The sequence below is a fragment of the Parabacteroides sp. ASF519 genome, from assembly GCF_000364265.2.
Classification (GTDB): domain Bacteria; phylum Bacteroidota; class Bacteroidia; order Bacteroidales; family Tannerellaceae; genus Parabacteroides; species Parabacteroides goldsteinii.
This window is the reverse complement of the sequence record NZ_AQFV02000006.1, coordinates 1,598,136-1,622,489: the sequence shown is the minus strand read 5'-3', so window position 1 is coordinate 1,622,489 and position 24,354 is coordinate 1,598,136. Positions and strand designations below refer to the sequence as shown.

Annotated in this window: 21 protein-coding genes; 8 read left to right on the top strand and 13 right to left on the bottom strand. The window is 43.0% G+C overall.

Features of this window, described 5'->3' with window-relative positions; genetic code table 11:
* Window positions 1–12 precede the first annotated feature (12 nt).
* A complete protein-coding gene (locus C825_RS06370) occupies window positions 13–276 on the top strand; it encodes a tetratricopeptide repeat protein (protein WP_007655146.1) in 264 nt (87 codons plus the stop codon).
* 81 nt (window positions 277–357) lie between these two features.
* On the opposite strand, the gene C825_RS06365 is transcribed toward C825_RS06370, so the two are convergent.
* From C825_RS06365 to C825_RS06315, 11 genes are all read right to left on the bottom strand, one after another.
* A complete protein-coding gene (locus C825_RS06365; protein WP_010801878.1) occupies window positions 358–1,401 on the bottom strand; it encodes an alpha-L-fucosidase in 1,044 nt (347 codons plus the stop codon).
* Between the two features lie 95 nt (window positions 1,402–1,496).
* Entirely contained in the window at window positions 1,497–2,102 is a 606-nt protein-coding gene (locus tag C825_RS06360; RefSeq protein ID WP_010801877.1) for a porin family protein, read from the bottom strand.
* A 138-nt stretch (window positions 2,103–2,240) separates the two neighbouring features.
* Window positions 2,241–3,845, bottom strand: coding sequence for a PQQ-binding-like beta-propeller repeat protein (locus tag C825_RS06355; RefSeq protein WP_010801876.1), 1,605 nt, complete (start codon window positions 3,843–3,845; stop codon window positions 2,241–2,243).
* A 179-nt stretch (window positions 3,846–4,024) separates the two neighbouring features.
* Window positions 4,025–4,837: a glucosamine-6-phosphate deaminase gene (gene nagB, locus C825_RS06350; RefSeq protein ID WP_007655151.1), complete on the bottom strand. Its 813-nt coding sequence runs from the start codon at window positions 4,835–4,837 to the stop codon at window positions 4,025–4,027.
* A 146-nt stretch (window positions 4,838–4,983) separates the two neighbouring features.
* Entirely contained in the window at window positions 4,984–6,180 is a 1,197-nt protein-coding gene (locus C825_RS06345; protein ID WP_010801875.1) for an FprA family A-type flavoprotein, read from the bottom strand.
* Window positions 6,181–6,190: 10 nt separating this feature from the next.
* On the bottom strand, window positions 6,191–7,039 hold the full coding sequence (gene lgt, locus C825_RS06340) for a prolipoprotein diacylglyceryl transferase (RefSeq protein WP_010801874.1): 849 nt from the start codon (window positions 7,037–7,039) through the stop codon (window positions 6,191–6,193).
* Between the two features lie 10 nt (window positions 7,040–7,049).
* Window positions 7,050–7,946: a diaminopimelate dehydrogenase gene (locus C825_RS06335; RefSeq protein ID WP_010801873.1), complete on the bottom strand. Its 897-nt coding sequence runs from the start codon at window positions 7,944–7,946 to the stop codon at window positions 7,050–7,052.
* A gap of 275 nt (window positions 7,947–8,221) precedes the next feature.
* Entirely contained in the window at window positions 8,222–11,437 is a 3,216-nt protein-coding gene (locus C825_RS06330) for a DUF6383 domain-containing protein (RefSeq protein ID WP_010801872.1), read from the bottom strand.
* Window positions 11,438–11,945: 508 nt separating this feature from the next.
* Complete coding sequence (locus C825_RS06325) at window positions 11,946–12,323, bottom strand: hypothetical protein (protein WP_502706253.1); 378 nt, start codon at window positions 12,321–12,323, stop codon at window positions 11,946–11,948.
* A gap of 76 nt (window positions 12,324–12,399) precedes the next feature.
* Window positions 12,400–14,310, bottom strand: coding sequence for a DUF3987 domain-containing protein (locus C825_RS06320; RefSeq protein WP_010801870.1), 1,911 nt, complete (start codon window positions 14,308–14,310; stop codon window positions 12,400–12,402).
* Between the two features lie 26 nt (window positions 14,311–14,336).
* Window positions 14,337–14,573, bottom strand: coding sequence for a DUF4248 domain-containing protein (locus C825_RS06315; RefSeq protein ID WP_010801869.1), 237 nt, complete (start codon window positions 14,571–14,573; stop codon window positions 14,337–14,339).
* Window positions 14,574–14,785: 212 nt separating this feature from the next.
* Here C825_RS06315 and C825_RS06310 point away from each other — a divergent pair, with 212 nt between their 5' ends.
* A complete protein-coding gene (locus tag C825_RS06310) occupies window positions 14,786–15,226 on the top strand; it encodes an HU family DNA-binding protein (protein ID WP_010801868.1) in 441 nt (146 codons plus the stop codon).
* Window positions 15,227–15,436: 210 nt separating this feature from the next.
* Here the strand turns inward: C825_RS06310 and C825_RS06305 are convergent, their stop codons facing one another.
* Window positions 15,437–16,429, bottom strand: coding sequence for a sugar phosphate isomerase/epimerase family protein (locus C825_RS06305; protein WP_010801867.1), 993 nt, complete (start codon window positions 16,427–16,429; stop codon window positions 15,437–15,439).
* Window positions 16,430–16,581: 152 nt separating this feature from the next.
* On the opposite strand from C825_RS06305, the gene C825_RS06300 reads away from it, so the two are divergent.
* Window positions 16,582–17,529, top strand: a complete 948-nt coding sequence (locus C825_RS06300) for a FimB/Mfa2 family fimbrial subunit (RefSeq protein ID WP_010801866.1) — start codon at window positions 16,582–16,584, stop codon at window positions 17,527–17,529.
* 77 nt (window positions 17,530–17,606) lie between these two features.
* On the opposite strand, the gene C825_RS06295 is transcribed toward C825_RS06300, so the two are convergent.
* Window positions 17,607–19,265 (bottom strand): IS1182 family transposase, encoded by a 1,659-nt coding sequence (locus C825_RS06295; protein WP_010800114.1) that lies wholly within the window; start codon window positions 19,263–19,265, stop codon window positions 17,607–17,609.
* Between the two features lie 160 nt (window positions 19,266–19,425).
* Between C825_RS06295 and C825_RS06290 the strand changes: the two genes are divergently transcribed.
* The 5 genes from C825_RS06290 (at window position 19,426) to C825_RS06270 (ending at window position 24,354) form a co-directional block, all read left to right on the top strand.
* Window positions 19,426–19,833: a hypothetical protein gene (locus C825_RS06290; protein ID WP_007655171.1), complete on the top strand. Its 408-nt coding sequence runs from the start codon at window positions 19,426–19,428 to the stop codon at window positions 19,831–19,833.
* 226 nt (window positions 19,834–20,059) lie between these two features.
* Entirely contained in the window at window positions 20,060–20,611 is a 552-nt protein-coding gene (locus C825_RS06285) for a DUF3575 domain-containing protein (RefSeq protein WP_010801865.1), read from the top strand.
* A gap of 157 nt (window positions 20,612–20,768) precedes the next feature.
* Window positions 20,769–21,980 (top strand): hypothetical protein, encoded by a 1,212-nt coding sequence (locus C825_RS06280; protein WP_010801864.1) that lies wholly within the window; start codon window positions 20,769–20,771, stop codon window positions 21,978–21,980.
* Window positions 21,981–22,016: 36 nt separating this feature from the next.
* On the top strand, window positions 22,017–22,895 hold the full coding sequence (locus tag C825_RS06275; protein ID WP_044214813.1) for a FimB/Mfa2 family fimbrial subunit: 879 nt from the start codon (window positions 22,017–22,019) through the stop codon (window positions 22,893–22,895).
* Window positions 22,896–22,908: 13 nt separating this feature from the next.
* Entirely contained in the window at window positions 22,909–24,354 is a 1,446-nt protein-coding gene (locus C825_RS06270; protein ID WP_010801862.1) for a DUF4906 domain-containing protein, read from the top strand.

Here is a 24,354-nt window from a genome sequence, read left to right as displayed (position 1 = left end):
CATTATTTTAATATGGAAACTATCAGACAACTTATCAACGATAATAAAACAGACGAAGCACTCCATTTGTTGGACGAGTACATCAAAAAAAATGATTCAGACGATGAAGCGTATTATCTGCGCGGAAACGTATACCGCAAGATGGGCGATATTCGCCAGGCACTCAACAACTACCTCATGGCTATCGAATTAAACCCCGACAGCCCGGCACAAACCGCCTATAATGCCCAGATCAAAATATTAGATTTTTATAACAAAGATATGTATAATCACTAAGAGACAATTTATAAGTACAAAGTAATGCATATCACAACTGTGTTTCTTTTGTTTCACAGAAACCGGTCGGTGCTATTATTTCTACATCTGAATCTTTTTCCGTAGTTCAATTAACAATGTAACATCGGCATCCCGTATCTTTCCTTCCCGGTTGGGCGGGCAGTTCAGGATCAGGATATTGTCGTTCTTTGTGCACTGGTGGTACAGACCGGCTAACTCTTCTACCGTCTTATACTTTTTATCAGTAGTATTGTAGAACCAACGTTCGCTTATACAGATAGTAGATTCCCATGGCATATAATATAATTTGCCGTCATGCGAGAATAACTTCGGATCATTATCGGCGGGCAGGTACGGATCACCCAAACGGAAGTCACTCGGGAAATAGCGGATCGGATAACCTTCTTTCTGATTTTCCGGTAATACGGGATGAGCATCCGGATTTTCGGGCAGGCCGATTGTCCAGTTTATACCGATCTGGCATTCCGGTTCCCTTGATTTGATTGTCTGATATATCTCTCTTGCAGGCCAGCGCTCATGTTCTTTCTCCCATCCCCCGTCAAACCAGAACTCGACGATATGAGTATATGGCTGTACGATATCGATCAGCTCATTCAGTTGTTTAATCATATATTCGTTGTAGGCTGCATCCAGAGTTTTATCCTTTACATCTGCATTCACCTTACGGTCCCACAATGAATAATACAAGCCCAGGCCTATATCATATTTTTTGCAAGCCTTGGCTACCTCTTCTATCACGTTCGTTTTATTCCCCGAATTAGCCACATCATATTCGGTATATTTGCTATCCCAAAGACAGAAGCCTTCATGATGTTTGGCTACCAATATGACATATTTCATGCCGGCATCTTTAGCTGTTTTGATCCATTGATCGGCATCGATAGCTGTAGGGCAATAAGAGGAAGCCGGCTTTGAGCCATCCGTCCATTCCTGATCATGGAATGTATTAATACCAAAATGAATAAACATCCCATACTTCCGGGCAATCTGTTTCTGTTGTGCCGGACTGGGCTGGTTAGACGGGACAGGCAAAATCTGATCCTGCCCATAGCCTAAGTGTAAGGACAAGGCTAAAAATAAAATCGTTACAAAAGAATATTTCATGGCAATAGTATTTATTACCACAAAAATAATAGATCTTTTACATATAATAATAGCCGGATTTCGACCTAAAGTTTGCAAAATCCGGCATAAATTAGTTAGAAGCGCCAGCCAACATTGAACTGGAGGACACCGTTACGGCTCTTTTCACCTTCCATGCCACTACCTCCGGGTAATGCGGCGAACTTATCTGCATTGATTGTATTCGCCAACCCAATATTATAACTTAATGAAAACAGTAAGCCCATAGAAGATTGATAGCCCGCTCCTATTATGATTGCAAAATCAACGGATTTAAATAAATCACTCCCTTCACTGGTAGAAACAGAAGTACCCGATTTAGAATACTTTAATTTTGACGATACCTTGAAACCTAATTGTGGTCCAGCAAATAAATTAAAACCTTCATAAACATAACCTTTAAATAAAACAGGAATATTCAAATAATCATTCTTTATCTTTAAACCAGAAGATTCACCTTTCCCTTTTGCACCCTGCATCGAATAAAATATACCCGGTTCAATAGCAAAATTATTAGTCATCATCACTTCGCCGGCTACCCCGATATTCAAACCGGGTTTCATACTACCATCAGAGTTTGTCATATTGGCAAAATTCAAACCGATCTTCGGGATAAAATGAAATTCTTGTGCACTCACCTGAAATGCCACGAAAAGAAGTAATAAACATGCAATCTTTTTCATACTACAAATTGTTTTAGATATTAAACACAAATTCTATCTCAATAAACATAAACGATTCTACTCCTGCAATGTCTGTTTTCACTCATAAACACGGACCAAAGATAAATACTAAAATTAAATTACAAACATTTTCACTTATTATATTACCGGATCTTCAATAATCCGCTCGGGGAATAACTCTTTCAAGCTTATTTCCAAAAGTTTAGTTCTTTCTTCATTCAACGTAAACACTCTATCCTTTATCACAAACAAATCGAACGGAATATATAATTCCGCTATTTTCTTTCTATTGAAATCAATCAGATATTGAGCTCTTCCCCGGCTGATAATAGAATAACCATCCCAGTTCAGATCCGAAAAAAACAAACTTTCAGGCTGATAAGTGCGAATAACCTCCATCTGCTCATCGATCTCTAAAATCTCATACCGATCATTATAAACGAAGCATGATGCAGAATCGGACGGTGTGATCCGGTTAAAAGAAATACTATCTGCATTTTCCATATAAAATGAATTATACACAACCCCCTGTAATTTTCCGTTGTTTTTCTCATCCCAAGACGAAACTTCTATTTCCGAACTATCTGATAACTGGCAAAAGGAGATTCCATTATCAAACAATAAATATAATGTATTCCGCTCCCCTTTCAGACAAGCGTCTTCAATCCTGTCTTTTTTCTTTGTCAGTTGATTCAGATATATATTTTTCCCGGTATTTTTATCGAAGCAGGCAATGAAAGGCCTTCCGATATTGACTTCCATCATCTTTTTTTCATATACAGAAGGTAAATCCCGCAAGTTAGTACGATAGCCTGATCCATAATTGATCATGTACAACCTCTCACCATAATCAAACAGTTGCGAGTGGGATGTCAGATCTTCCGGAAGGGGATATCCCCATTTCATTTTCAGCTGGTTATCCAGACATAGTAATTGTGTGCGATTGGCAAAATAAAACAAGGTATCATCTCTCAACACATTCGAAGTCAGTTCCACGACCGCATTAACTCCAGCACCAATCGGGACTGCACTAAAGCCGGTTAAAACGCCGGTCAGTACACCCAAAGCACCCAATGCCACCGCTCCCGTATAATTCGTTGTTCCGGTTATCATCGGATAACTCTCTCCCGATCCATTATTAATATTAACCAGGTGCATCCCGTCAGAAACGATCAGCCTTGTCGAATCATCAACCAGTCCGTGATAATTCCAGCCATATGTATGGGGAACTTCCCGAGTCCACAAAAGTTCTCCGGAATTCATCTCATAACATTCCAGTTTTTTCGAAGCCCCGTTTTTGTAAGCCCACAATTTATTGTCCTCACGATCCAATATATAAGGTAGGATTTTTTTATTCCATTTCGATACCCCTGTCTGCAAATCCAACAAAGAACTTTTCACTCCTTTCGAATTGAATAAAACACCTTCGGGAAGCAATGCAAACCGATCTGTCATATAATTCATCTTTCTTTTCCACAACTCCTTTCCTGCTGGAAAATCAATAACAACCAGTTCACCTTTGTTCTTATAAGATTGTTCATTTTTGGTCAGATACCCTATTTTCACCATAAAAAAAGTACCGGTTGTATCCATCTTATAATCCCGTATCCTTCCGTCAAATTCAAAACTACGGGCCTTCAGCTCCTTTCCTTCCGTTGTTAATCCCACCACAACCTGATTCTGAGCAGAAATTGGCAGAGCAAGAATCAACAAACAAACGAATAAATACAACATCCTTTTCATGATACACTCCTAAGTTTAATTAATAAATACCAGTCGGTTCTCCGAACAAAACAATTATATAAACGCATTTATTCCAAAACTATTGCTAATCAAAGGAGAATTAACACATACAAAAACAAAAAAACCGGAAAGAATTCCCTTCCGGTTTTTGTTTTTCTTAGCAAAATAAAACTCAACAATTACTTCAGCAAGCTGCAAGGACAAAGATTATCTTTTTCGATATCTTTAAAATAGTTGTATGTACCTACTTTTATTTCAGCACAAGCTGCTTCGTCAGCTACGATGATACCTTTCGGATGCATCTGCAAAGCAGTAATTGTCCACATCTGATTGATCGAGCCTTCAACAGCCTGTTGCAAAGCGCGAGCCTTGTTGTGACCGTTTACCATGATCAGCACTTCTTTCGCATCCAATACCGTACCGACACCTACTGTTACAGAAGTCTTCGGAACCTTGTTTACATCGTTGTCGAAGAAACGTGAGTTAGCGATGATCGTATCTGTAGTCAGTGACTTAACACGTGTACGTGAAGCCAATGAAGAGCCCGGTTCGTTGAACGCGATATGGCCGTCAGGACCGATACCACCCAGGAACAGGTCTACACCGCCTACAGCTTTCATTTTGGCTTCATAAGCAGCACATTCAGCTTCCAGATCAGAAGCGTTACCGTTCAGGATATTTACATTCTCCGGCTTGATGTCTACATGGCTGAAGAAGTTATTCCACATGAATGAATGATAGCTTTCAGGATGATCTTTCGGCAATCCTACATATTCATCCATATTGAAAGTGATGATATTCTGGAAGGAGATGACACCTTGCTTGTTCAGTTCAATCAGGTTCTTGTACATACCCAGCGGAGATGATCCGGTAGGCAGACCCAGAACAAATGGCTTTTCAGCTGTCGGATTCGCTTTCTTAATCTTCGCAGCTACATAGTTGGCAGCCCACTTCGAGAGTTGCTCGTAATCTGGTTCAATAATTAGTCTCATAACAAGTGTTTTTAATTGAAAATTGAAAATTGAAAATTGAAAATTACAGGAACTTCCAATATCAACAGACAATCTTCTGTGTTTATTAATTAGATCTTTCGTTAAATAATATTCTCTACATGACGAAAACCGGTCCTTTCAAATTTTCAGTTCTCAATTTTCAATTTGTTAGCCATAGCTTCTCCCAAAGCCCAGCATTCTTCATACTTATCGGCTTTCAGACCTTGTTTTTGCTCCACAGGAGTACCAACAGTTTCCCATTTCATCTTTTCTCCGAAAGCGGTTAGGCGTTTTACAGCCGCACCAGCCCAGGTGAACGAACCAAAATAGCCATACAGGCGGTTTTTCACTTCGCGCATCTCGATCTTGCTCAGGATGGCTTCCACTTCCGGAAACAGACTGTTTGAATAGGTCGGACTGCCGATAATGACGCCTTTGTATTTGAATACATCTTTCAGGATATACGAAGCCGGACTCTTGCTGACATTATGCAACACAATGTTCTTTACACCGTTTGCCGACAAAGAGGAAGCGATCGCTTCCGCCATCTGCTCCGTATTTCCATACATGCTGCCATAAATAACGACAACACCATCTTCCCCTTCATAACGGCTCAAACGGTCATATATTTCAATTGCCTTGTGAGCATATTTGCGCCATACCGGACCATGTGTCGAACAGATCGTGTTGATCTCCAGGGCCGACAGTTTCTGCAAGGCACGCTGTACCGGATTACCGTATTTGCCGACGATATTGGAATAATAACGGATCATTTCTTCCCAGTAATGATCCACATTCATCTCCTCATCGATCACCCCACCGTCCAGCGTTCCGTATGTTCCGAAAGCATCGGCAGAAAACAGCAACTTATCCGTAGAATCGTAAGTCACCATTACCTCCGGCCAGTGCACCATCGGAGCCATATAGAAAGAAAGCTGGTGGCGGCCGATATTCAGCGTATCGCCTTCTTTCACTTCGTAAAGTCCGGTCGTTATATTGTGATAGCCGTCCAGCATACCGAATGTCTGCTTGTTACCGATGATCTGCACGTCAGGATATTGCTGGCGCAACAGGCGGATACTGCCGGCATGGTCGGGTTCCATATGGTTCACGACCAGATAATCGAGCGTCCGTCCATCCAGTGCATCCGCTATTTTTTTCAAAAAGATATCAGAATAGCAAACGTCTACTGTATCGATCAATACAGTCTTTTCGTCTACGATCAAATACGAATTATAAGAAACGCCGTACGGAAGCGGCCACATATTTTCGAAGAGGGCCTTCTGACGGTCGTTTACTCCTACATAATATACCTTATCTGCTATTTCTTTTAATTTGTACATTTTATACTTTTTACTTTTTTATTTTTAGCTCTTCATAGTTATTCGGCTTCCTTGTGAGCGCCCTCCAGACAAACCAGCAACCTGCCAGCACGAACGGAATACTGAGCCACTGGCCCATATTCAGGACCATGTTATCTTCAAACGCTTCCTGATTATTTTTCAGGAATTCGATAAAGATACGCGAGCCGAATATACAAATCATAAAGACCCCGAAAATAAGACCTTCCCGCTTCCACTCCTTTTTGATAAAGTAAAGCCACATGCATATACCGAATGTAACCAGGTAGCATAATGCCTCGTACAGCTGTGTCGGATGGCTGGGAACGGTAAAGACAGGCTCTGCCCCCATTTTCCAGGCATGCAGGTTCTCGATGAAACGGAAACCCCACGGAAGATCGGTCGGATGACCGTATATCTCATGGTTCATCAGGTTTCCCAAACGGATCATAGCTGCCACCAGTCCGGTCGGAACAACCAGTTTATCGAATGTCCAAAGCATGCTTTTATGCGTGATACGCCTGGAATAAAAATAGATCGCGATGACGATACCCAGCGTACCGCCATGGCTCGCCAGTCCGCCTTCCCAGACCTTGAAAATCTCTATTGGATTAGCCAGGTAATATCCGGGATCATAAAAGAGGCAATGTCCCAGACGGGCGCCGACCACAGTACCCACCATGGTATAAATCAGCAGGGAATCGATCCATGCAGGAGGAAGTTTTTCATTTTTCCACATACGGCTTACAATGGAATAACCAATCCAGAAACCGATAGCAAAAGCAAGTCCGTACCAGCGAATTTCGCGTGAACCTATGGAAAAGATGGCGGGGTCAGCCGTCCAGGTAATAAAATCGAGCATAATTTATGTATTAAACAAGTCGTTTAATCAAGTCTTCTCTTTCGCCGCAGATCATATCGATCACCGGCAATTCGATCATAGTGTAAGCACCCGGCTGCTGTTTGAAGCTTGCACGGGCAACGGCTACCAGGATCTGGGCAGTAAGAGCCGGGTTGTTGATCTTCATGTCGAATTCAACTAACTGGTTCTGAGTCTTGCCAGATACACCTTTGCGGACCAGGTTCACACCGTGTCCCATATCCAGCAGGTTGTCGACACATTCCACCTGCATTACGTGTGTTTCGTCGTGTGCGAAATAATCGTCAGCCTTGATTGCGGCAGCTACCTGCTTGAAATCGTAACCGTCTTTTACTTCGATATAAACCATACGGCGGTGAACGCCTGTTCCCATCGGAATTGTCATGGACAAAGCAGCCTTGACACCTTCGATCGCTTTCACGGCAACCGTATGTCCCATACTCATCCCCGGGCCGAAGTTTGTATAAGTGATACCTTTCGGCACCATTGCTTCCAGCAGGGCGCGAACAACAGAGTCGCTTCCCGGATCCCATCCGGCAGAAATAACGGCAACCGTATTATGTGCTTTGGCTACAGCATCCAGCGAACGGCGCAGGTCTACGATACCTCCGTGGATATCGAAGCTATCTACCGTATTGATACCTAATGAAAGAATTTCTTTTGCGTACGTTTCAACGCTGCGGGTAGGAGTTGCAAGAACGGCAACGTCTACTTTATCTAACTTGGTGATACTGTCTGTCACAGTATAAGCTTTCAGTTCGTCCGGTACGTCATTCGGATTACGACGTACAACACCTGCCACTTCAAAATCCGGAGCGGCTTCCAGGGCCTCTAACACATACTTTCCAATGTTGCCATAACCAACGATGGCGGCTCTAATTTTCTTCATACTTTAGTTTTTACTTTTCAACCAACTGCAAAGTTAATTATAATTGCCGAAAATCCATCCGTAGCTTATAAAGAAAAGTTATGAGGAGATAAATGATCTGTAAAAATAAAGTTACTCCGACTCTAAAGCCGAAGTAACTTACTTTTGTCTGTTTTCACTCTTCACAGAGGTAGAACAGAAGAACTTTATTTCATTACTTTAGTATTAATATTTACCGCTTGTTCGCCTGTCGCACGGTAAAAATTTAGAATTTTATTTTGATTATAAATTACTTTTTATTTTACGATTGCTTTTACAGCAGCTTCGCCTTCAACAGCTACTACAACTACACCTGCAGGAGCAGCGATGGTAGCTTCAGAAGAGCTAACAACTGTGTTGGCAATCGTCTGACCAAGTACGTTAGTGATTACTACGTTCTTGCCTTCAGCACCCTTAACGATTACACCACCGTCTGTTGCAATTACTGTAACAGTAGTAGTTTCTACGCCTTCGTTAGCTGTCGGAGCTTCGCCTTCAGCAGCAGCCATTACTTCAAATTCAGCTGCTTGATCAATTTCAGAAACTAATACAGGAACTGTGTTGTGGATACGTACATAACGTTTGTTTCCATTCTTATCCTGGTTTTCGATGATAAATGCAGCCTTGTCGCCTTCCGGATCAACAGAGCGGTCAACCAACTTGAATGCAAATGCAGCCGGAGTTTTGTCGATCTGTTTGCCATTCCTATCAGAGAATTTGATAGAGTCGTTTGCAAACCAGTTAGTTTTAGCACCATTAGAGCTTTCGATAACCAATGTATCTGCAATGTGCTTAGCCGGTACGAATGCCAGACGAACATCGCCCTGGTATTTAGCCTGAGGATAGATATCTGTTGAGTCATCCAATGCTACCAAATAGTCAGCAGTGCGGTAAGCCGGAGTCTTTACTTTCGTAGCGTGTTCGCAATTTGTTCCGTGACCAGGTACCGGACATGGGATAATCTCTTCACCTGCTTCCTGATATTCGCTACGTACAGCCAGCATATACAACGGTTTACGAGTATTGTTACGGATGTATGCAGTATCTACCAAGAACGGTAACTGAGCACTTGCAGGTTTGTCTGCCAAGTTAGTTTCACCTAAGAAGTTCAAGCAAGCTTCGCCATTCTGAGCGTTGCGGTTTCCAGTGTTTTCATACAAGAACTGATTTTCGTCGTTTGTACGGAAGAACTTCAAGATGTTCAGTTCGCCTTCGATATCATTGTAACCATCTTTTACTGTTACACCCAAGCGACGGTATTCAGGACGGTTGTTGTCATTAACTTCGAACAAGGTGTTCTTGTTTGCGCTATATACACATTCCTGCTGATACATATAAGAATCGTCTGTTCCTACATAAGCTTTACCATTCAAAGCGGTAGCAGTTGCTTCAACCAAATTGAAATGTTTATCAGCCTTACGGATAACCACCTCAGTACCTGTATTTGCAGCCCAAGAAGCCTTATTGTCCTCATCCAACTTGAAGAAACCTTCACCAACGTTGAATTTGTAAATCGGAGCTTTCAATACCGGTTCTTTCTTTTTCAATGTATTACCTTCGTAATAGTTGATCAATGATTTCACTTCATAATCACCAGTCTTTGTAGCTGTAAATTCTACTGCATCAACAGAAGTACCAACGATAGCATTTTTAGCATCATTCATACCAACCTTAGCATAGCCTTCGAATACATTTGACCAGAAAGACATTTCGAATGACTTTTCATTCAATTCTGCTGCATCTTCAGCCAGATATTTGTAATATAGTTTGCTGTCATCTACCGGCACGAATTTGATTTCGTAGTCTCCACCCTTCCAAACATAGATGTTATCAGTTTTATCGCCATTTTCACGCAATTCATTCTTAGCGATAGTAAATTCAACATCTTTGTCTTCACGGTTTACAATTGTGTACACTTCTGTTTCTTCGTTGTAAGCAATAGCCCACTGTTTTTCCAAATCGTTAGCTACAGTCTTAGTCCAAATATATTTATCTTCGCATGTTGCAGCCAAGAATTCATCATCTTCTGCACCTTCTTCATTCAGCGCTTTGATTACAGCAAATTTGTCCTGTAAGAATTCTTTCGGATTAACGATGTTGTTAGCACCCAAAGTGATGTACGGCCATGTTTCTGTAAGCACGTCGTCAGCATCTTTTGCATAACTTGTTGTCAAAACAGCTTTGTCATCCAATGTCTGAACGAAGAGGTTACCGAATGCATCATCAGCGTCACTAGCAGCAAATACAGAAACTAAATCAATAACATCTTCTGCACCACCTGCATATTGAGTGAATTCGAAATAAGACAGATAGTTAGCCTTATTTGCGCCCTTCAATTCAGTTTCGCTTACCAATTCGAACTTAGCACCTCTGTTATCAGGAGCACCCAAGTTAGCACCCCACAGAGCTTTCTTGTTCAGGACAACAAATTTGTCACCGCTCTTCAACTGGAAGCGAGTAGCATCTTCCTGTACAGCCTCCAAGTCACCAGCGAATGCTTCAGCACCTTCGATAGTCTTGTTATCACCTTTAGCTCTCTTGATTGTCATATTGAAACCGTCGTTCAACATGGCGTTCAGCTTATCAGAGTTCAGTTTAACGATCGGTGATTTGTAGATACCGAAATTAACAGCAGTACCTACTTTAAGATCAGCATCCAGCAACTGGCCTTCACCTACCCCCAGTGTGAAGCTAGCAGGAGAACCAGCCACAATGAAGTTGTCACGGTTTTCGATTACCAAAACCTTACCAGTAGCTTTGTTTGTGAATTTGTAAGTTACAGTTTTACCGTCAGCAGCTGTACCTGTTGTTACTGCCCACAGTACCTGATCCAAATCAGCTTCAGCAACCATTGCAGCAGTAGTACCATCAGCTTTCAAAACATGGGTACCGTCAGCAGCAATAACATAGTATTCGTTAGCTGTGATAGTTGCCTGCAAAGGCAGGTTTTCGCCAGCAAATTTAACGTCCTCGTTGTAAGCTACATAAACCAGCGATTTAGCATCAGCAGGGATTGTTGCTTTATCATAAGCCAAACGAACTTTGTTATCAGCCGTTACATACAATGCAAGCTCATCCTTAAATCCGTCGGTAGAACCTTTGGCATTTACGATCTGTCCATTCTTGATTTCAAAGACGATCTTGTTACCATCAGCTGCCCATTTCAAATAATCATTACTACCGCCATCAGCGTCCTTACACAGATACTGACTTTCATCACCTACCATCTTAATATAGAACTGCCCAGCCTTTTCAGGAACCTGTTCTAAAACGAATTTTGCATTTCCAGAAACTGCTACAGAACTTACGCTAAAACCGCTATTCCAAAGCATCATAGTCTCAGCAACATCACCTGTTCCGATCGCATAAGTTCCTCCAATAACAGGAGTAGTCTTTACAACCGCTGCATCCAATGTTGTCCAAGCTCCGGCCAGCAGGAGACTGACCAAAAGAGTAGAAAACTTTTTGTTCATAATCAATAAATTTAATATTAATAATAGTGTTATAAAAGTTCTATCTGTAGGACACGTCAAAATGTCACAAATTGTTAAATGACGAGTTTAAACGTTCCTTTTTTCTAGTCACGTTTTTCCCCATCTTTTGCTTTCGTATGAAAAAGGATGATTTTTGTACTAACTTTGTTATTGTATTGATAAGAAAGGACATAGAAAAGAAAAAAATATTCGGAAAAAGATTGGTGGTTTAAAAGAATGTCGTAATTTTGCTGGCGAGAAAAAAGGAACCTTTTTTTTAGTCACTCACTTTTCCCCATCTACTGATTAATATTCAACCGATATAAGCACTTTTGGAATCCGGTAAAACAGACGTTTTTCCCTAATACCTTTCCAACGGATGCCTACCCGTCAGAACCCCGATGCCTACTCGTTTTCGGAGCGATAACTACCCGTTCTGAAAAAGGCCGTTTTTAGAACGTGAAATACCGATGAGTCTCAAAAGTCTCACGAGTCTCACCCCCCTTTTTCATTTCTTGACATTTTTGCCTTTTTCCGTCTTCCGATAGTAACCGATTGATACTAAAAGAACTAGGCCATACTCCTGTGCCTTTTTCAACATACGGAACACACTCGCACGGCTAATTCCGCGGACACGAGCCTTCTCGAGTATATCCGACGTTTTAAACTCATCCGGCATGGCCTCGAAAAGGTCAACTTGCGCATCCGGCAACTTGTAATGCTGCTCCGTGTCGCTATGCTTCAACGAAGTGCTCACCAGCAACGAATGACGCAGGCAGCATTTCCCGATATGAAAAGCGATCTCGAAATCGTCGTCCGCTATCTCGATTTTACCGTCCATATTCCGCGATTCACCTTTACGGATCCCCGTCAACGTCATTGCCATGCGGAAAACGATCAGGCGATGGCGCAACACGACAGAGGCTATATCGTTGTTGCCAAATACACGTACATTATTATATTCACGTTCGAAGAAACGATCTAGTCTTTATACGCTGCTTGTCAGAAAAAGAGACAAAAGTAGGCGAACTCTCCAAATGTACCGCCATGTCAAGCACTCGTTGCCCCAGCCTTTCAAAATAACGCAAGCTGCAAAGCGTATCGTCGGCCGACGTAAGCGGTTGATATTCGCTACGGCCGGTAATGCGGTAAATCAACATGCGGCTATATAGCCCGCTCTCGGTCGAAGGGATCAGCTTTGTCAACATGCCGGGAGTACCTGTTGCCAGAAAACCCAGTTCAGGAAATTCGATATAAGAAGTCCCGTTGGTCTTCGACGAACAGCTGATCCGTTCATGCTGGAATGCTTGGTTCAAGACGTAACTATACCCTCCGAACTCTTGCGCAATGGTATTATTGACCGACTCGAGTTCCGTCTCATACAAAAACGAAGCATAAGGGCTATTCACATCCAACTGTTCGATCATACGCGCCGTCGTCGTGTAACCACTCATGTGCAGGTGCTTCTGACGAACCAGCTCCGGCTCTTCGACAGGAGGGCCGGCCGGCTTCTTACCTTTCGCGGCACGTACCTGCGCCTTGTAGTTGTCTGATGCCTCTCTTTTCTCCTCATATTCCTTCACTTGCGCTTTCGAAACGTCGTATACATAGTTTTGCCAGGGATCAGCCAACTTACGGACCACATTGATGCTCCCTTTGCCACTTCCGGAAGGACCGACGATCAAGGTATAGAAAGGCGGTTTATACAATTGATTCTTCAACATGCCGCTGACACCGGGCATGATGGTGCTCAGTACGGTCAACGAAGAGAGGAGCAACAAGTCGTATTCGCGGTCGTCGGTAGCCACCTTCAGAATCTCACTAATCAGTCCGGGGCAACGCTCCAAAATCGCTCTGTCGAAGTGAGGCAAACCGACTTCATCCGGATCAATATCAAAGCCTAGAGGCGAATCACCCTCTGTAGTCGGATTTTCAGAAATGGGGGTGAGACTCGTGACACTCGTGAGACTCTTTTGTCCAGTGGAAGCCGTCGGAGGGCACCAGGGATTGCTGCCGTGCGACGAGCGATAACGGCGGTACACGTCTGCGACGATGCCCCGGATTTCCTTCTCCGCAAAGCCCGGTTCCACATAACGGCGCAGGCATTCGGCCATCACTTCATTTTCGTCGAACCCCGCACTGTTCAAGGCCGAAGCCAATTTGAGCACGAAGCTATGACGGCCGCCACCGGCAAAAGGATTGTTTGCTTCAAATTTGTCAATGTAGTTGGACAGCGAATTGTCCGGATAGGACGACGCACGGACAGCCGGAGCCTTTTTCGCCACCGGCACCGTTTCCTGCGGGACATGTACCACTTCGGCCACCTCTTTATAAAAAGCATCCGGATCATAGCTGGCAAAGCAACCGCGGTTGGCATCCTTGCCGGAGATATCCACCGTTACACCGGGGAGGTCGTTCTCGATCATCGCCCGCACCTGTTCGAATGCTTGCAGATGATGTTCCTGATCGCTGTCCACCAGCACGAAGAGTTTGTTTCCCGTATGGGAAGGACTGATATGCCCGGCTTTCACATAACCGAGTTGCGCAGCCTGGCTGAGAATTTGCTCAGGTGGCAACAGCACATCATCAAGATCAAAGCAGATGCAACCGGAGTAACGAACCATATGTTCGAGTTTACGGCCTCCGGCCATCGCTCCGCCGGGTACCAGCAGAGGAAGTATCTTCTTACCGGCTTCGGCTTTTTCATTTTCACTGGCAGCTAAATAGGCTTGCACTTTTTCTACCGCTTTTTTGTGTTTTCCGCTTCTGACGTCAGCAATGTAGCGTTCGAGGGTGGTTAACATCAACGTTTGCGTGTCGAATGCCGAGAAATACAACGTACATTCAACGGTTTGTTTTTGATTCAAGTTCATTAGAACTGTTTTTTAATTTAACATGCTCAGGGTTCGCCCAGGTGTTCCATCAGGACGGCAACCTGTTTTGGAGTATATAGTTTCTGAAATTTCACCCATCCGACAGCTTCCAGCTTGGCTTTCAGTCCGCGGGAGGTGCGTATCCATTCCCACATACGTTTATAGGCAACGACCGGCGTGTGACCGGGAAAATACAGTTGGGCGAATTCCGTTACGCCATAGGCTCTCCTCCAGGGAGAAACTTCTGTTTTTTTGTCTTCCATAATTATTTATAAATTATAATATTAACACACCACAATATAAGCATTATATCAATACGTTGTTCCGCAAAAGACGAATATTTATCAAATAAAAAATACATACTGAACATTACGCACCATCCCGCAGCCTCCCATGAAGGGGAAAGCCTGTATTATCTTTGCAATGTAGTTCAGAAACAAGTTCTTATTACACTAACCCTTAAACATTTAACAGCATGTCAGTAAAGTACAAACTGGTCTTGAAAAAAGACCTTACCCAAGGAGCGACGGCAGATGCGAAACGTTATTACGCATCTGCTCCGGTGAGCGGAATGATGGATTTCGACTCCATCTGTGAATTGATAGCCGACCGTTCCACAGCGAGCGACGGCGACGTGGCACTGGTTGTTCTCGGTCTGATTCGTGCGATGGAAGAAGCTTTACTCCGCAACGAAGTTGTTCAACTTGGAAGACTAGGTAATTTCCGGTTGTCGATCGGTAGTTCCGGAACAGTCGAAGAAAAAGATTTTCAAGCCAACATGATCCGTAAACCGAAAATCATCTTCACCCCCGGCGATAAGCTGCGCGCCATGATCGAAAAAGTAAGCCTTGAACGCATCGGCAAAGAGCAGGAAACACCGGAAGGCGGCGGAAGCGACCGCCCGGAAATTGAGTAACTACCCCTCAGGATACAACTAAAGTGGTCATATTTTTTAGCCGAATAATTTGTTATAAAAAAACTATAGTACATTTTAATTACGAAAAGACGTATTTTTCATAGTTAAGGTTTTAGCTAAAGCGACTGGCTCGTACGGGTCAGTCGTTTATTTTTTTAGTAGTTACAAGGTTTTCTCATTTTGATTTCCCGGTTACGACACATTTGCATCCTATTTTTTTTCAAAAAAAGCGTCGAAAGCATGCCCTGAAGGCTGGAAATCCACCTGCTTAACGAACTGACAGGATTCGCGTGCACCATGTTCACGGTCCATCGCACTGTCTTCCCACTCAACCGACAACGGCCCCTGATAACCGATATCGTTCAGAGCACGGATAATCTCTTCGAAACAAATCCGTCCGCGTCCCATACTACGGAAATTCCAGAAACGGCGGGAATCACCGAAAGTGGAATGGCCGCCGAACACACCGATCTGCTTAGGAGTATCACTCCAGTATACATCTTTCATATGTACGTGGAAAATGCGGTCGGAGAACTGATAAATGAAATCCACATAATCTACCCCCTGATATCCCATATGGCTCGGATCGTAATTGAACCCGAATGCCGGATGATTATTCAGCGCATCGAGCGCTTTACGGGCAGAATAAGTATCGAATGCTATTTCCGTCGGATGCACCTCCAGACCATAACGGATACCTAACTTCTGATATTCATCCATGATCGGGATAAAACGACGGGCGAAATCGGCATAACCGTCTTCAATCATCTGATCTGTAACGGGAGGGAAAGAATAAAGCCAATGCCAGATAGGACTACCGGTAAATCCGGCAACCGTGTCGATACCTAAAGCTTTTGCCGCACGCGCCGTCTGCACCATATACTCGGCTGCACGCTGACGCACACCTTCCGGTTCACCGTCGCCCCAGATACAATCAGGCAGAACCGCCTTATGCCGCTGGTCGATAGTATCGCAAACCGCCTGGCTGATCAGATGGATAGAGATACAATAAAGTTGCAGGTCATATTTGGCAAGCAATTCTTTTATGCCGTCATAATAGGCCTGATCCGTTCGCCGGACATCCAGATGGTTGGGTAAACCCAGTTCCAATCCGTCATATCCGAATGCTTTCGCTTTTTCACAAACTGTTTCGAGGGGTAAATCCCCCCATTGAAGGGTACATAATGTTACTGGACGTGCCATTTCTTTTAATTTTAAGGTTATTACATTGAGTCTGTTTTCTACAAATCTAAAAAAGTTCCGCTCATAATCTGCAAGTTCCCTCCTTAATATTTTCTAAATTCCAAAATAAGTATTTTCTTTGTGTAGATTTTATCATTAACATTTTCCTTGCTATGAAAAAGAAAGAATTATGTGCAGTAGCCTGCCTGTTTTGGCTGGCAGGTTGTAGTGATCCGGCTTCGGACGAAATTGAAATTGTAAAGAATTTATTTCCTGTACAATTTAGTGTTCAACTTCAAAAAGAGGTACTCCCGTTCTCCTCTACCCGCAGTATGCCACCTAACACGGTGCCCGAACCGACTGTTCCGGATGGAGACAATCCAGACAAAGAGTTAAAAGAGTTATGTTCTGCCATCGAATATCTGGTTTACAAAGACGGTGACCAGCCGGAGTTGGTAAAACACCGGACTTACCATGCGAACACAGAACCGGACTTCGGCATTGTTTACGACACGCTTCCTGCCGGCAATTATCAGATTTACCTGCTGGCTCATCAGTCACAAAAAGCTACATTTTCAGAAAACGCTTTCAGTTTTGACGAACTATCCGATTCATTCTATAATGGCCAGGAGCTCCAGTTGAAAGAAAGAGACGAAACCAACGTCGATATAAACCTGCAACGGATTGTCAGCCGGATAGAGTTTAAGGCAGCCGACAAGATTCCGGAAGATATCGTCCGGTTTGAACTGGCAGTCAGCAATCATCCCGACCGGCTCGATATCCTGACCGGAAAAGGGATCGTATCTGCTGGTCCCAACGATTTCTCTTATGAATTCAAAACGGAAGAAAAAGGACAATCCGGTAAAATCCATTCCTTTTATTCCTTTATTCCGACAGGCGATGAAAAGATATCCGTCACGCTCACGGCCACCGGTTCGGATAATCAGGTACTGCGAAAGCGGACAGTAACCGATATTATTCCCATCGCCAACAAAATAATCCGCTACACAGGTATCTTATATACGCCTCCCAAACCGGATGAAACAGAAAACACCTTCAACCTGATCATCGGGAACAACGGCGAGTGGGATGAACCGGAAGAAAATGAATTGCCGGAATAACTTCATACACGGGGGTGTGTCAAAACTAAGGCACATCTCCTTTTTTATCTTAAAAATAGTCGTTCCTCTTTTTTTGTCTATGCGACTATTTCTTCAGTAATTAGGTAAGGCTTAATATTCCTCGTATGTTGAGCCACACGTGGTCTGATAAAGATAAATATAATGTGTGTACTCCTTCTCTTTCCTGCTTTTAATAGTTTTGTACACATCTTTTTGATATTAAAAGCTATAGCAAAGAAGGCAAAGTCCATTGTAACCTTGTCTTCTCCCACATGCCGGAACCTTTTGTATGCCATGTTGTGTTTCATTTGTCCAAAAACTGCTTCCGGTTCTATACATCGCCTTCCCCTATGCCTGAAGCCTTCTTTCGAGAGTAACCTTTCCCGTGCCAGCCGTTTGTATTGGTTTAATCGGTGGTTGACTTCTATAATACGGTTCCCCCGGGCTTTAAAGCAACTACCACGTAAAGGACACCCTTCACATCTTTGTGCTTTATACCGGGCACTTTCGGTGATGTATCCGCTAGCTGTTTTGTCACTCCTGGTTCCTATACGGTTCATGTGCTGCCCCATAGGACAAACGTAATAATCCTCTTCCGCATTGTAATGGAGACTCTCCGCATGGAATGGATTGGGGGTATAACGGGGACGCTGTTCTTTATGGAAGTAGTTGTACTTGACAAAGGCTTCTATCCCATTATCTTGCATGAATCGGTAATTTTCTTCCGAGCCGTAACCGGAATCTGCCACACCGACAGTCGGTAAGCGGTTATAGCGTTGCTCAAAGGAGTGGAAGAAAGGTATGAGGGTCAGTGTATCGGTTGGATTGGGAAACAGTCGGAAGTCTATGAGGAATTGGTTCTGGGTACCTATTTGCAGATTATATCCGGGCTTGGTCTGCCCGTTTCTCATGGCGTCTTCTTTCATGCGCATGAAGGTGGCATCAGGATCGGTCTTGGAATAGGAGTTGCGTTCTCCAAGAGTGTCAAGATGGTTGTCGTATTCCATCAACTTGTCACGGTGTTCCTCAAGTTCCCGGACTTGTTTCTTCTTTTCCCGGATGACTTTCTTTTGTTCCTTGTCCTTTGTTACAGGCTGGTGTTCCAGCACCTCTTTAAGTTCATTCACTATATCTGAGAGCATGGCGGGAGTGAACTCTACGGGTGTGTCTTTGGTGGAGTTCTCTTGGGCTATGGCTTCATCCACCTGCTCCAGGAGAATGCGGATCTTATCCATCAGCTTTGTACGGTTCTTTTCGACTGTCTTGCGCCAGACAAAAGTATATTTGTTGGCTCTGGACTCAATCTTGGTACCGTCGATATACTCTACGTCAAGGCTGATGAAACCTTTGTCGACAAGGACAAGAACCAACTGCGTGAATACATTATTTATCTCTTCTTTTACACGATTACGGAAACGGTTGATGGTAATAAAATCCGGATGTTCATTACCGGAAAGCCAGATATAATGAATGTCACGTAGGAGAAGCTTCTCTATTTTGCGGCACGAATAGATATTGTTCATGTAGGCGTAGATAATCACCTTAAGCATCATTTTAGGATGATAAGGACAACGACCGGTTGCTTTATAAAGCTTCTTGAAATTGTCAAGATTGAGATTATCAACAACTGTATTAACTATGCGAACCGGATCATTCGCTGCTATGTTTTCATCAATTCTTCCGGGAAAAAGAACTGTTTGGTTGGGAATGTAAGGACGAAAATGTAACTTTGCCATAATGAAAAACTTTATGCCTAAAGATACAAAAACTTTGGGTAATAACAAAGCCTGGGCTTGTGAAAGTCTGGGCTTTGTGCATAAAAAAAGGTTGTGCCAGCGTTTTGACACAACCTCGTAAAAACAAAGAGTATCTTTGTACTCAACAAAAGTAACCGTTATGAAAAAGAAAAACATACTCAGTCTCATCTTTTTACTTACCATCCTTTGCGGATTCAATAGTTGCGAGGATAAGCCGCTTGATCCCATAGAAGATCCGGAGTATATTTTATGCAATGGCTCTGGCTGGTTTGACGAGTATACAGACATTGATAATTTCTATTGCACACAACGGCTTATTTTCCATTCTGACGGCAGGGGCGAAGAAATTATCACCCGCTATTTCAGATTTCCGGATGACTATGAAGAATTGGAATCTACTTTTTGGTGGGAATGGGATGACGACTACAGAACAATTTATATGGAATACTCTAACGGAGACTATATTTACTTTGACGACCTACATATATATTACGATGAACTATCCGGTTATTTAGGCGACGATTATGTTACTTTTGAGCCCTTTTAACCTTAAATAGTATCATCAAAACTAAATGTTATGTCAAAATTTCTTATTCTACATACTTTCTAAAACTTATCTGAATTTTAGTTGTTTAATTCATAAAGAGAACAAGAATCTCATAGGGTAAAAATCAGACGATTAAACGTCTATCGTGATAAGGGAATTCTTCAGAGAGTTTTAATAATTAGTGAGTAAAAGTACGATGAAAAGAGGAATATTGATAATATGCATTATGTATGCATTTGTCAGTAGCATAACAGCACAAGTAAAAGATAATAAGAATAGTTTACCAGCTTACGCTATCAAGACAAACGCATTATATTGGGCAACTACAACTCCGAACCTGGGGTTTGAAATAGGTCTATCCGATAAATTTACACTTGACTTGTCGGGAAATTACAATCCATGGACATTTTCCGACAGCAAGAAACTCAAACACTGGCTGGTTCAACCCGAACTGCGCTACTGGACTTGCGAACGATTTAACGGACACTTTTTCGGACTTCATGCACATTATGCCGAGTACAACGTTGGCGGCATCAAGATGCTAGGACTGAAAGACCATCGTTATCAAGGAAACCTGTATGGTGCCGGAGTTTCATACGGCTACCATTGGATATTAAATAAACGGCTAAGCATAGAAGCAACCATCGGTGTAGGCTACGCTTATCTGGATTATGATAAATATCCTTGTGGTAAATGTGGGACAAAGCTCAAAGACGGCCATAAGAATTACTTCGGTCCTACCAAAGCAGGTGTAAGCCTCATCTACATCCTCAAATAGAAAGGAGATATCAATAAGAAAAATTTAAGAAAGAATATACATATATTTTTATATGTACGGCCATACTTATGCTTAGCCGGAGCAAAAGAGACCACTAATGACAGGCAGGAAGGAAAGACTTCCACACAGAGTATTAATCATTAATTTCAAAAGAGTTATGAAAATCAAAAATTTATTTATAGCATTATTCGCAGCTTCTACTTTATTCGCTTGTAGCGAAGACGACGAATCACCCGTTCCCGACAATAAAGGAACAAAATCTATATCCGTATCATTAGCCGGATTATCAGGAGTAAAAACCAAATCGACAGAAGCCGGAAGTTTCCTGACAGCCGATACAATGAATGTCAACAGCATACTTATCAATCTGGCAGACGGTAGTGGCACAGTAGTTAAATCGGAAACCATCACAAAAGATGCAACTACGGATTCAAACTGGGATAAACTGGTTAGTCCGGATAAAGGATTCAAATTTGTCAACGTGCCGCAAAGTGTATCTAAAGTATATGTTTATGGTAATCCGGGGAGTGCCGTTACCGACAACAAGATCAATACGACACTCGCTCAACAGCAAGGTTCTGAAGTCTTGTACTTCGGTTTTGACGACGACCTTACACCAATCGTAAGCGAACCGGTCGACCCGGATCCGACTACCGGACAGACCTATACAGCCAATGTATCCATTAAGCCGGTAGTGGCCCGTCTGCAAATTACAAATATCAAAGTCAAAGACAGCGGATCCTTTGAATTCACCCGCGTGATCAGTGGCAGTTCGCACAAAGCGACAGTAAGCTGGACAGGTTTTAATCCGAAGTTGAAAGGCATCTACCTGAACAATTTCTATACGGTTTATCAGGACCCGGCAAGTGCTACGGAATTGTATGATAATACAACTTCAGTAAACAATATTAAGGAAGGCCAATGGCTCTTTAATAATTCGTCCATAGATGCATCTGCATATGCCAGCTATAGCAAATACACAGGTGGTAGTTATGAAGACCTGCCTCTTACACTGCCGGCCAACAAAAGTTATGCTTTCAATATTTTCCCGGGCGACCAGCTGCCTAAAATTCATCTCGACCTGGCTGACCTTAATATCGCAGGTCTGTCATCGACTGATGTAAACGTATTCAATCCGACATTGATTAACACGGTCCGTTTCGCCAATATCGTAAAGTATTTCAAAGATACGAATACCGAAATGACAGCCACCGATTTTAAAGCCGGTACGATCTACAATATGGAAGTCGAGTTGATCCCGATGCTGGACAACGACCTGCAGAATATACAGTTTAACGTATTAGTTAAGGTAACAATCGAGCCTTGGGCAGTTGAATCTATCACTCCAGGATTCGACCTGGATCAATAATATCCGATTTCATCATCATTTCAACATACAGAACATATGAAACGAATTAAATATTTCAGCATTATGCTATTGGTTGCCCTGACGACCGGTTGTATCAAAGAAGACCTGGATAGTTGCGACACAAATCTAATCTTCAGATACTTCGGAGACGGGACAAAGGATATTTTCCCTGAAAAAATAGAAAAAGTGGATCTGTATGTATATAGCGAAAACGGAGCACTTGTAGAAACGATTGGACTAGATCAGGGTGATTTAAGAAATAATCAGGGAACTCCCCTCAACCTCCCGGCCGGCAAATACCGGGTCGTTGGTTGGGGTAACACCAAGAACGATACCCGGATCAATCAGGCTGCGGCATTAAACACAGCTTTGGTTGCTGCCCCTCACTATTTTACAAAAGAAATAATTACCACTAATGATAGCCTGTACATTGGAAGCAGGGATATTGAGATTTTTCAGGATGCCTCAAGCACAGATACTGTTTATTTCAGTAGTTCACATATAAAGATGTATTTAGAATTGGACGGGCTGGAAGAAATGGCCATGGCTGACGGTACATCTCCGATCGAAATCGAGGTTGGTAACCTGAGTCCTACAGTCGACTTTGTGAAAACATTCTCTTCGGAGAATGTTTCGTACAAGCCGGTTGTACAGAAAGAAGGAAACGCCTCCGGTTTTAAATCGAGATTCAACGTATTGCGGTTCAACAACAATAACAGTATCTATATCAACTTAGTCAGTAAAAAGACAAACAAAACAATATACACATTGAATCTGAAGGATTTTATGCAGGACAACCGGATCACGGTAGACGGGATCAATGAAGTCACAGTCGGAATCCGTTTTCGTTTCAATGGAACCTCGGTCACAGTTCTACCCTGGGATGAAGAGGTGATAAAACCGGGCCTGGGATAAGCCCACAAACAATATGAAAAGGTATAACAATTATATAGCGTCAATAGGATTCTTCATTGTCGCCCTGCTGGTTACATCCTGTAGCGACGAGCAAGAGATCGAACTGGCAAGCTTGGAAATGAATGCCCGGCTGAACCTGACCATCTCTACCCGCGCAGCTGCGGATGACCAGGTAAAAGGTGGCGACGGTAAATTCTCCAGCCTGGCACTTTACATATTCAACAAGGAAAACGGCGTATGCGAATACTCGGAATTAATCCCGGTTATCACTCCGCAATACGTGGACGAGTTAACCCGGTCAATTCAGGTCTCACCACAGGATAAAATCATCTATGCCATCGGCAATTACAACGACGAGGATAAAGTTTATTCGATGATACCCGACGGTTCCAAACTCTTGCCGAAGTTGGAAACGATGACTATATCGAACAAGAACGGGTTTAAAGATACAAACCTATTGATGGTCGGAAAACAGGTGGTTCAAATCGACGGTCTTGTGACAGATGCCACTATTCCAATGGAAAGACTCGTTGCCCGCCTGGATGTATATATGTTCAAAAGCAGAAGGTTAGAGAACAACACGGTTATTTTAAAGTCCATCGAACTGGTCAACCAAATAACCAATACACGGGGAGAATATCAGAATACGATCATGGTATCGCCGGTCGAAACTCAAAATGACCTCAGAACGATCAGTAGCAACAATGTACTGGGAGTCATGTCGGATGATATGTCAGGAATTATTCCCGCCAATGCGACGGAATCTTTTTACAGTTACCAGAATATTGCTGCATCGGCAGACCCTGATCCAAACGTTACTCCTTACCTGTTGATAACAGCAGACATAGACGGGGTGAGCCACCGGTATAAGGGGTACATCACCGACAACGGACAAACAACCGATAAGTACAGTCTGAAACGCAACACGGTCTACCGCATTATCGCGATGCTTGATAATCCGGATAATCTGCTGATACTTAAAACAACCACTTTGCCGTGGACGAAATCATCCTCACAGATCGGCCATGTGGTTAATGAGGGAGATTACAGCTTCAGTGCCAATAACACGGAAGCAGCAACAGGAATCGTACAGTATCCTTATGTGCTGAACGGTGAATCACAGAACAGTACATCGTATGCCAGTTATAACTTCAAACTGACGGCCCCGGCCGGAGCTGTCTGGACAGCGACACTGACAAACGGCCTGGAGTTTACTTTCGGAACGGAAGGTTCTACCAATGGCAAACTTGCCATATCGAAAGGGATTGCCGGCGACAATACATATGAAATCAAGGTAGGAGCTTCCAGACCCTGGAACAGCCAGGAAAGGAAAGTCTATCTCTATATCACCGCCGAAGGGCAAAAGTTAAAGATCAATCCGGTCCGCAGCAACGGACAGCGGGCGCTGCCGGGTAACAACGACACGGATATTCTGATCACACAAACAGAATATAAATAA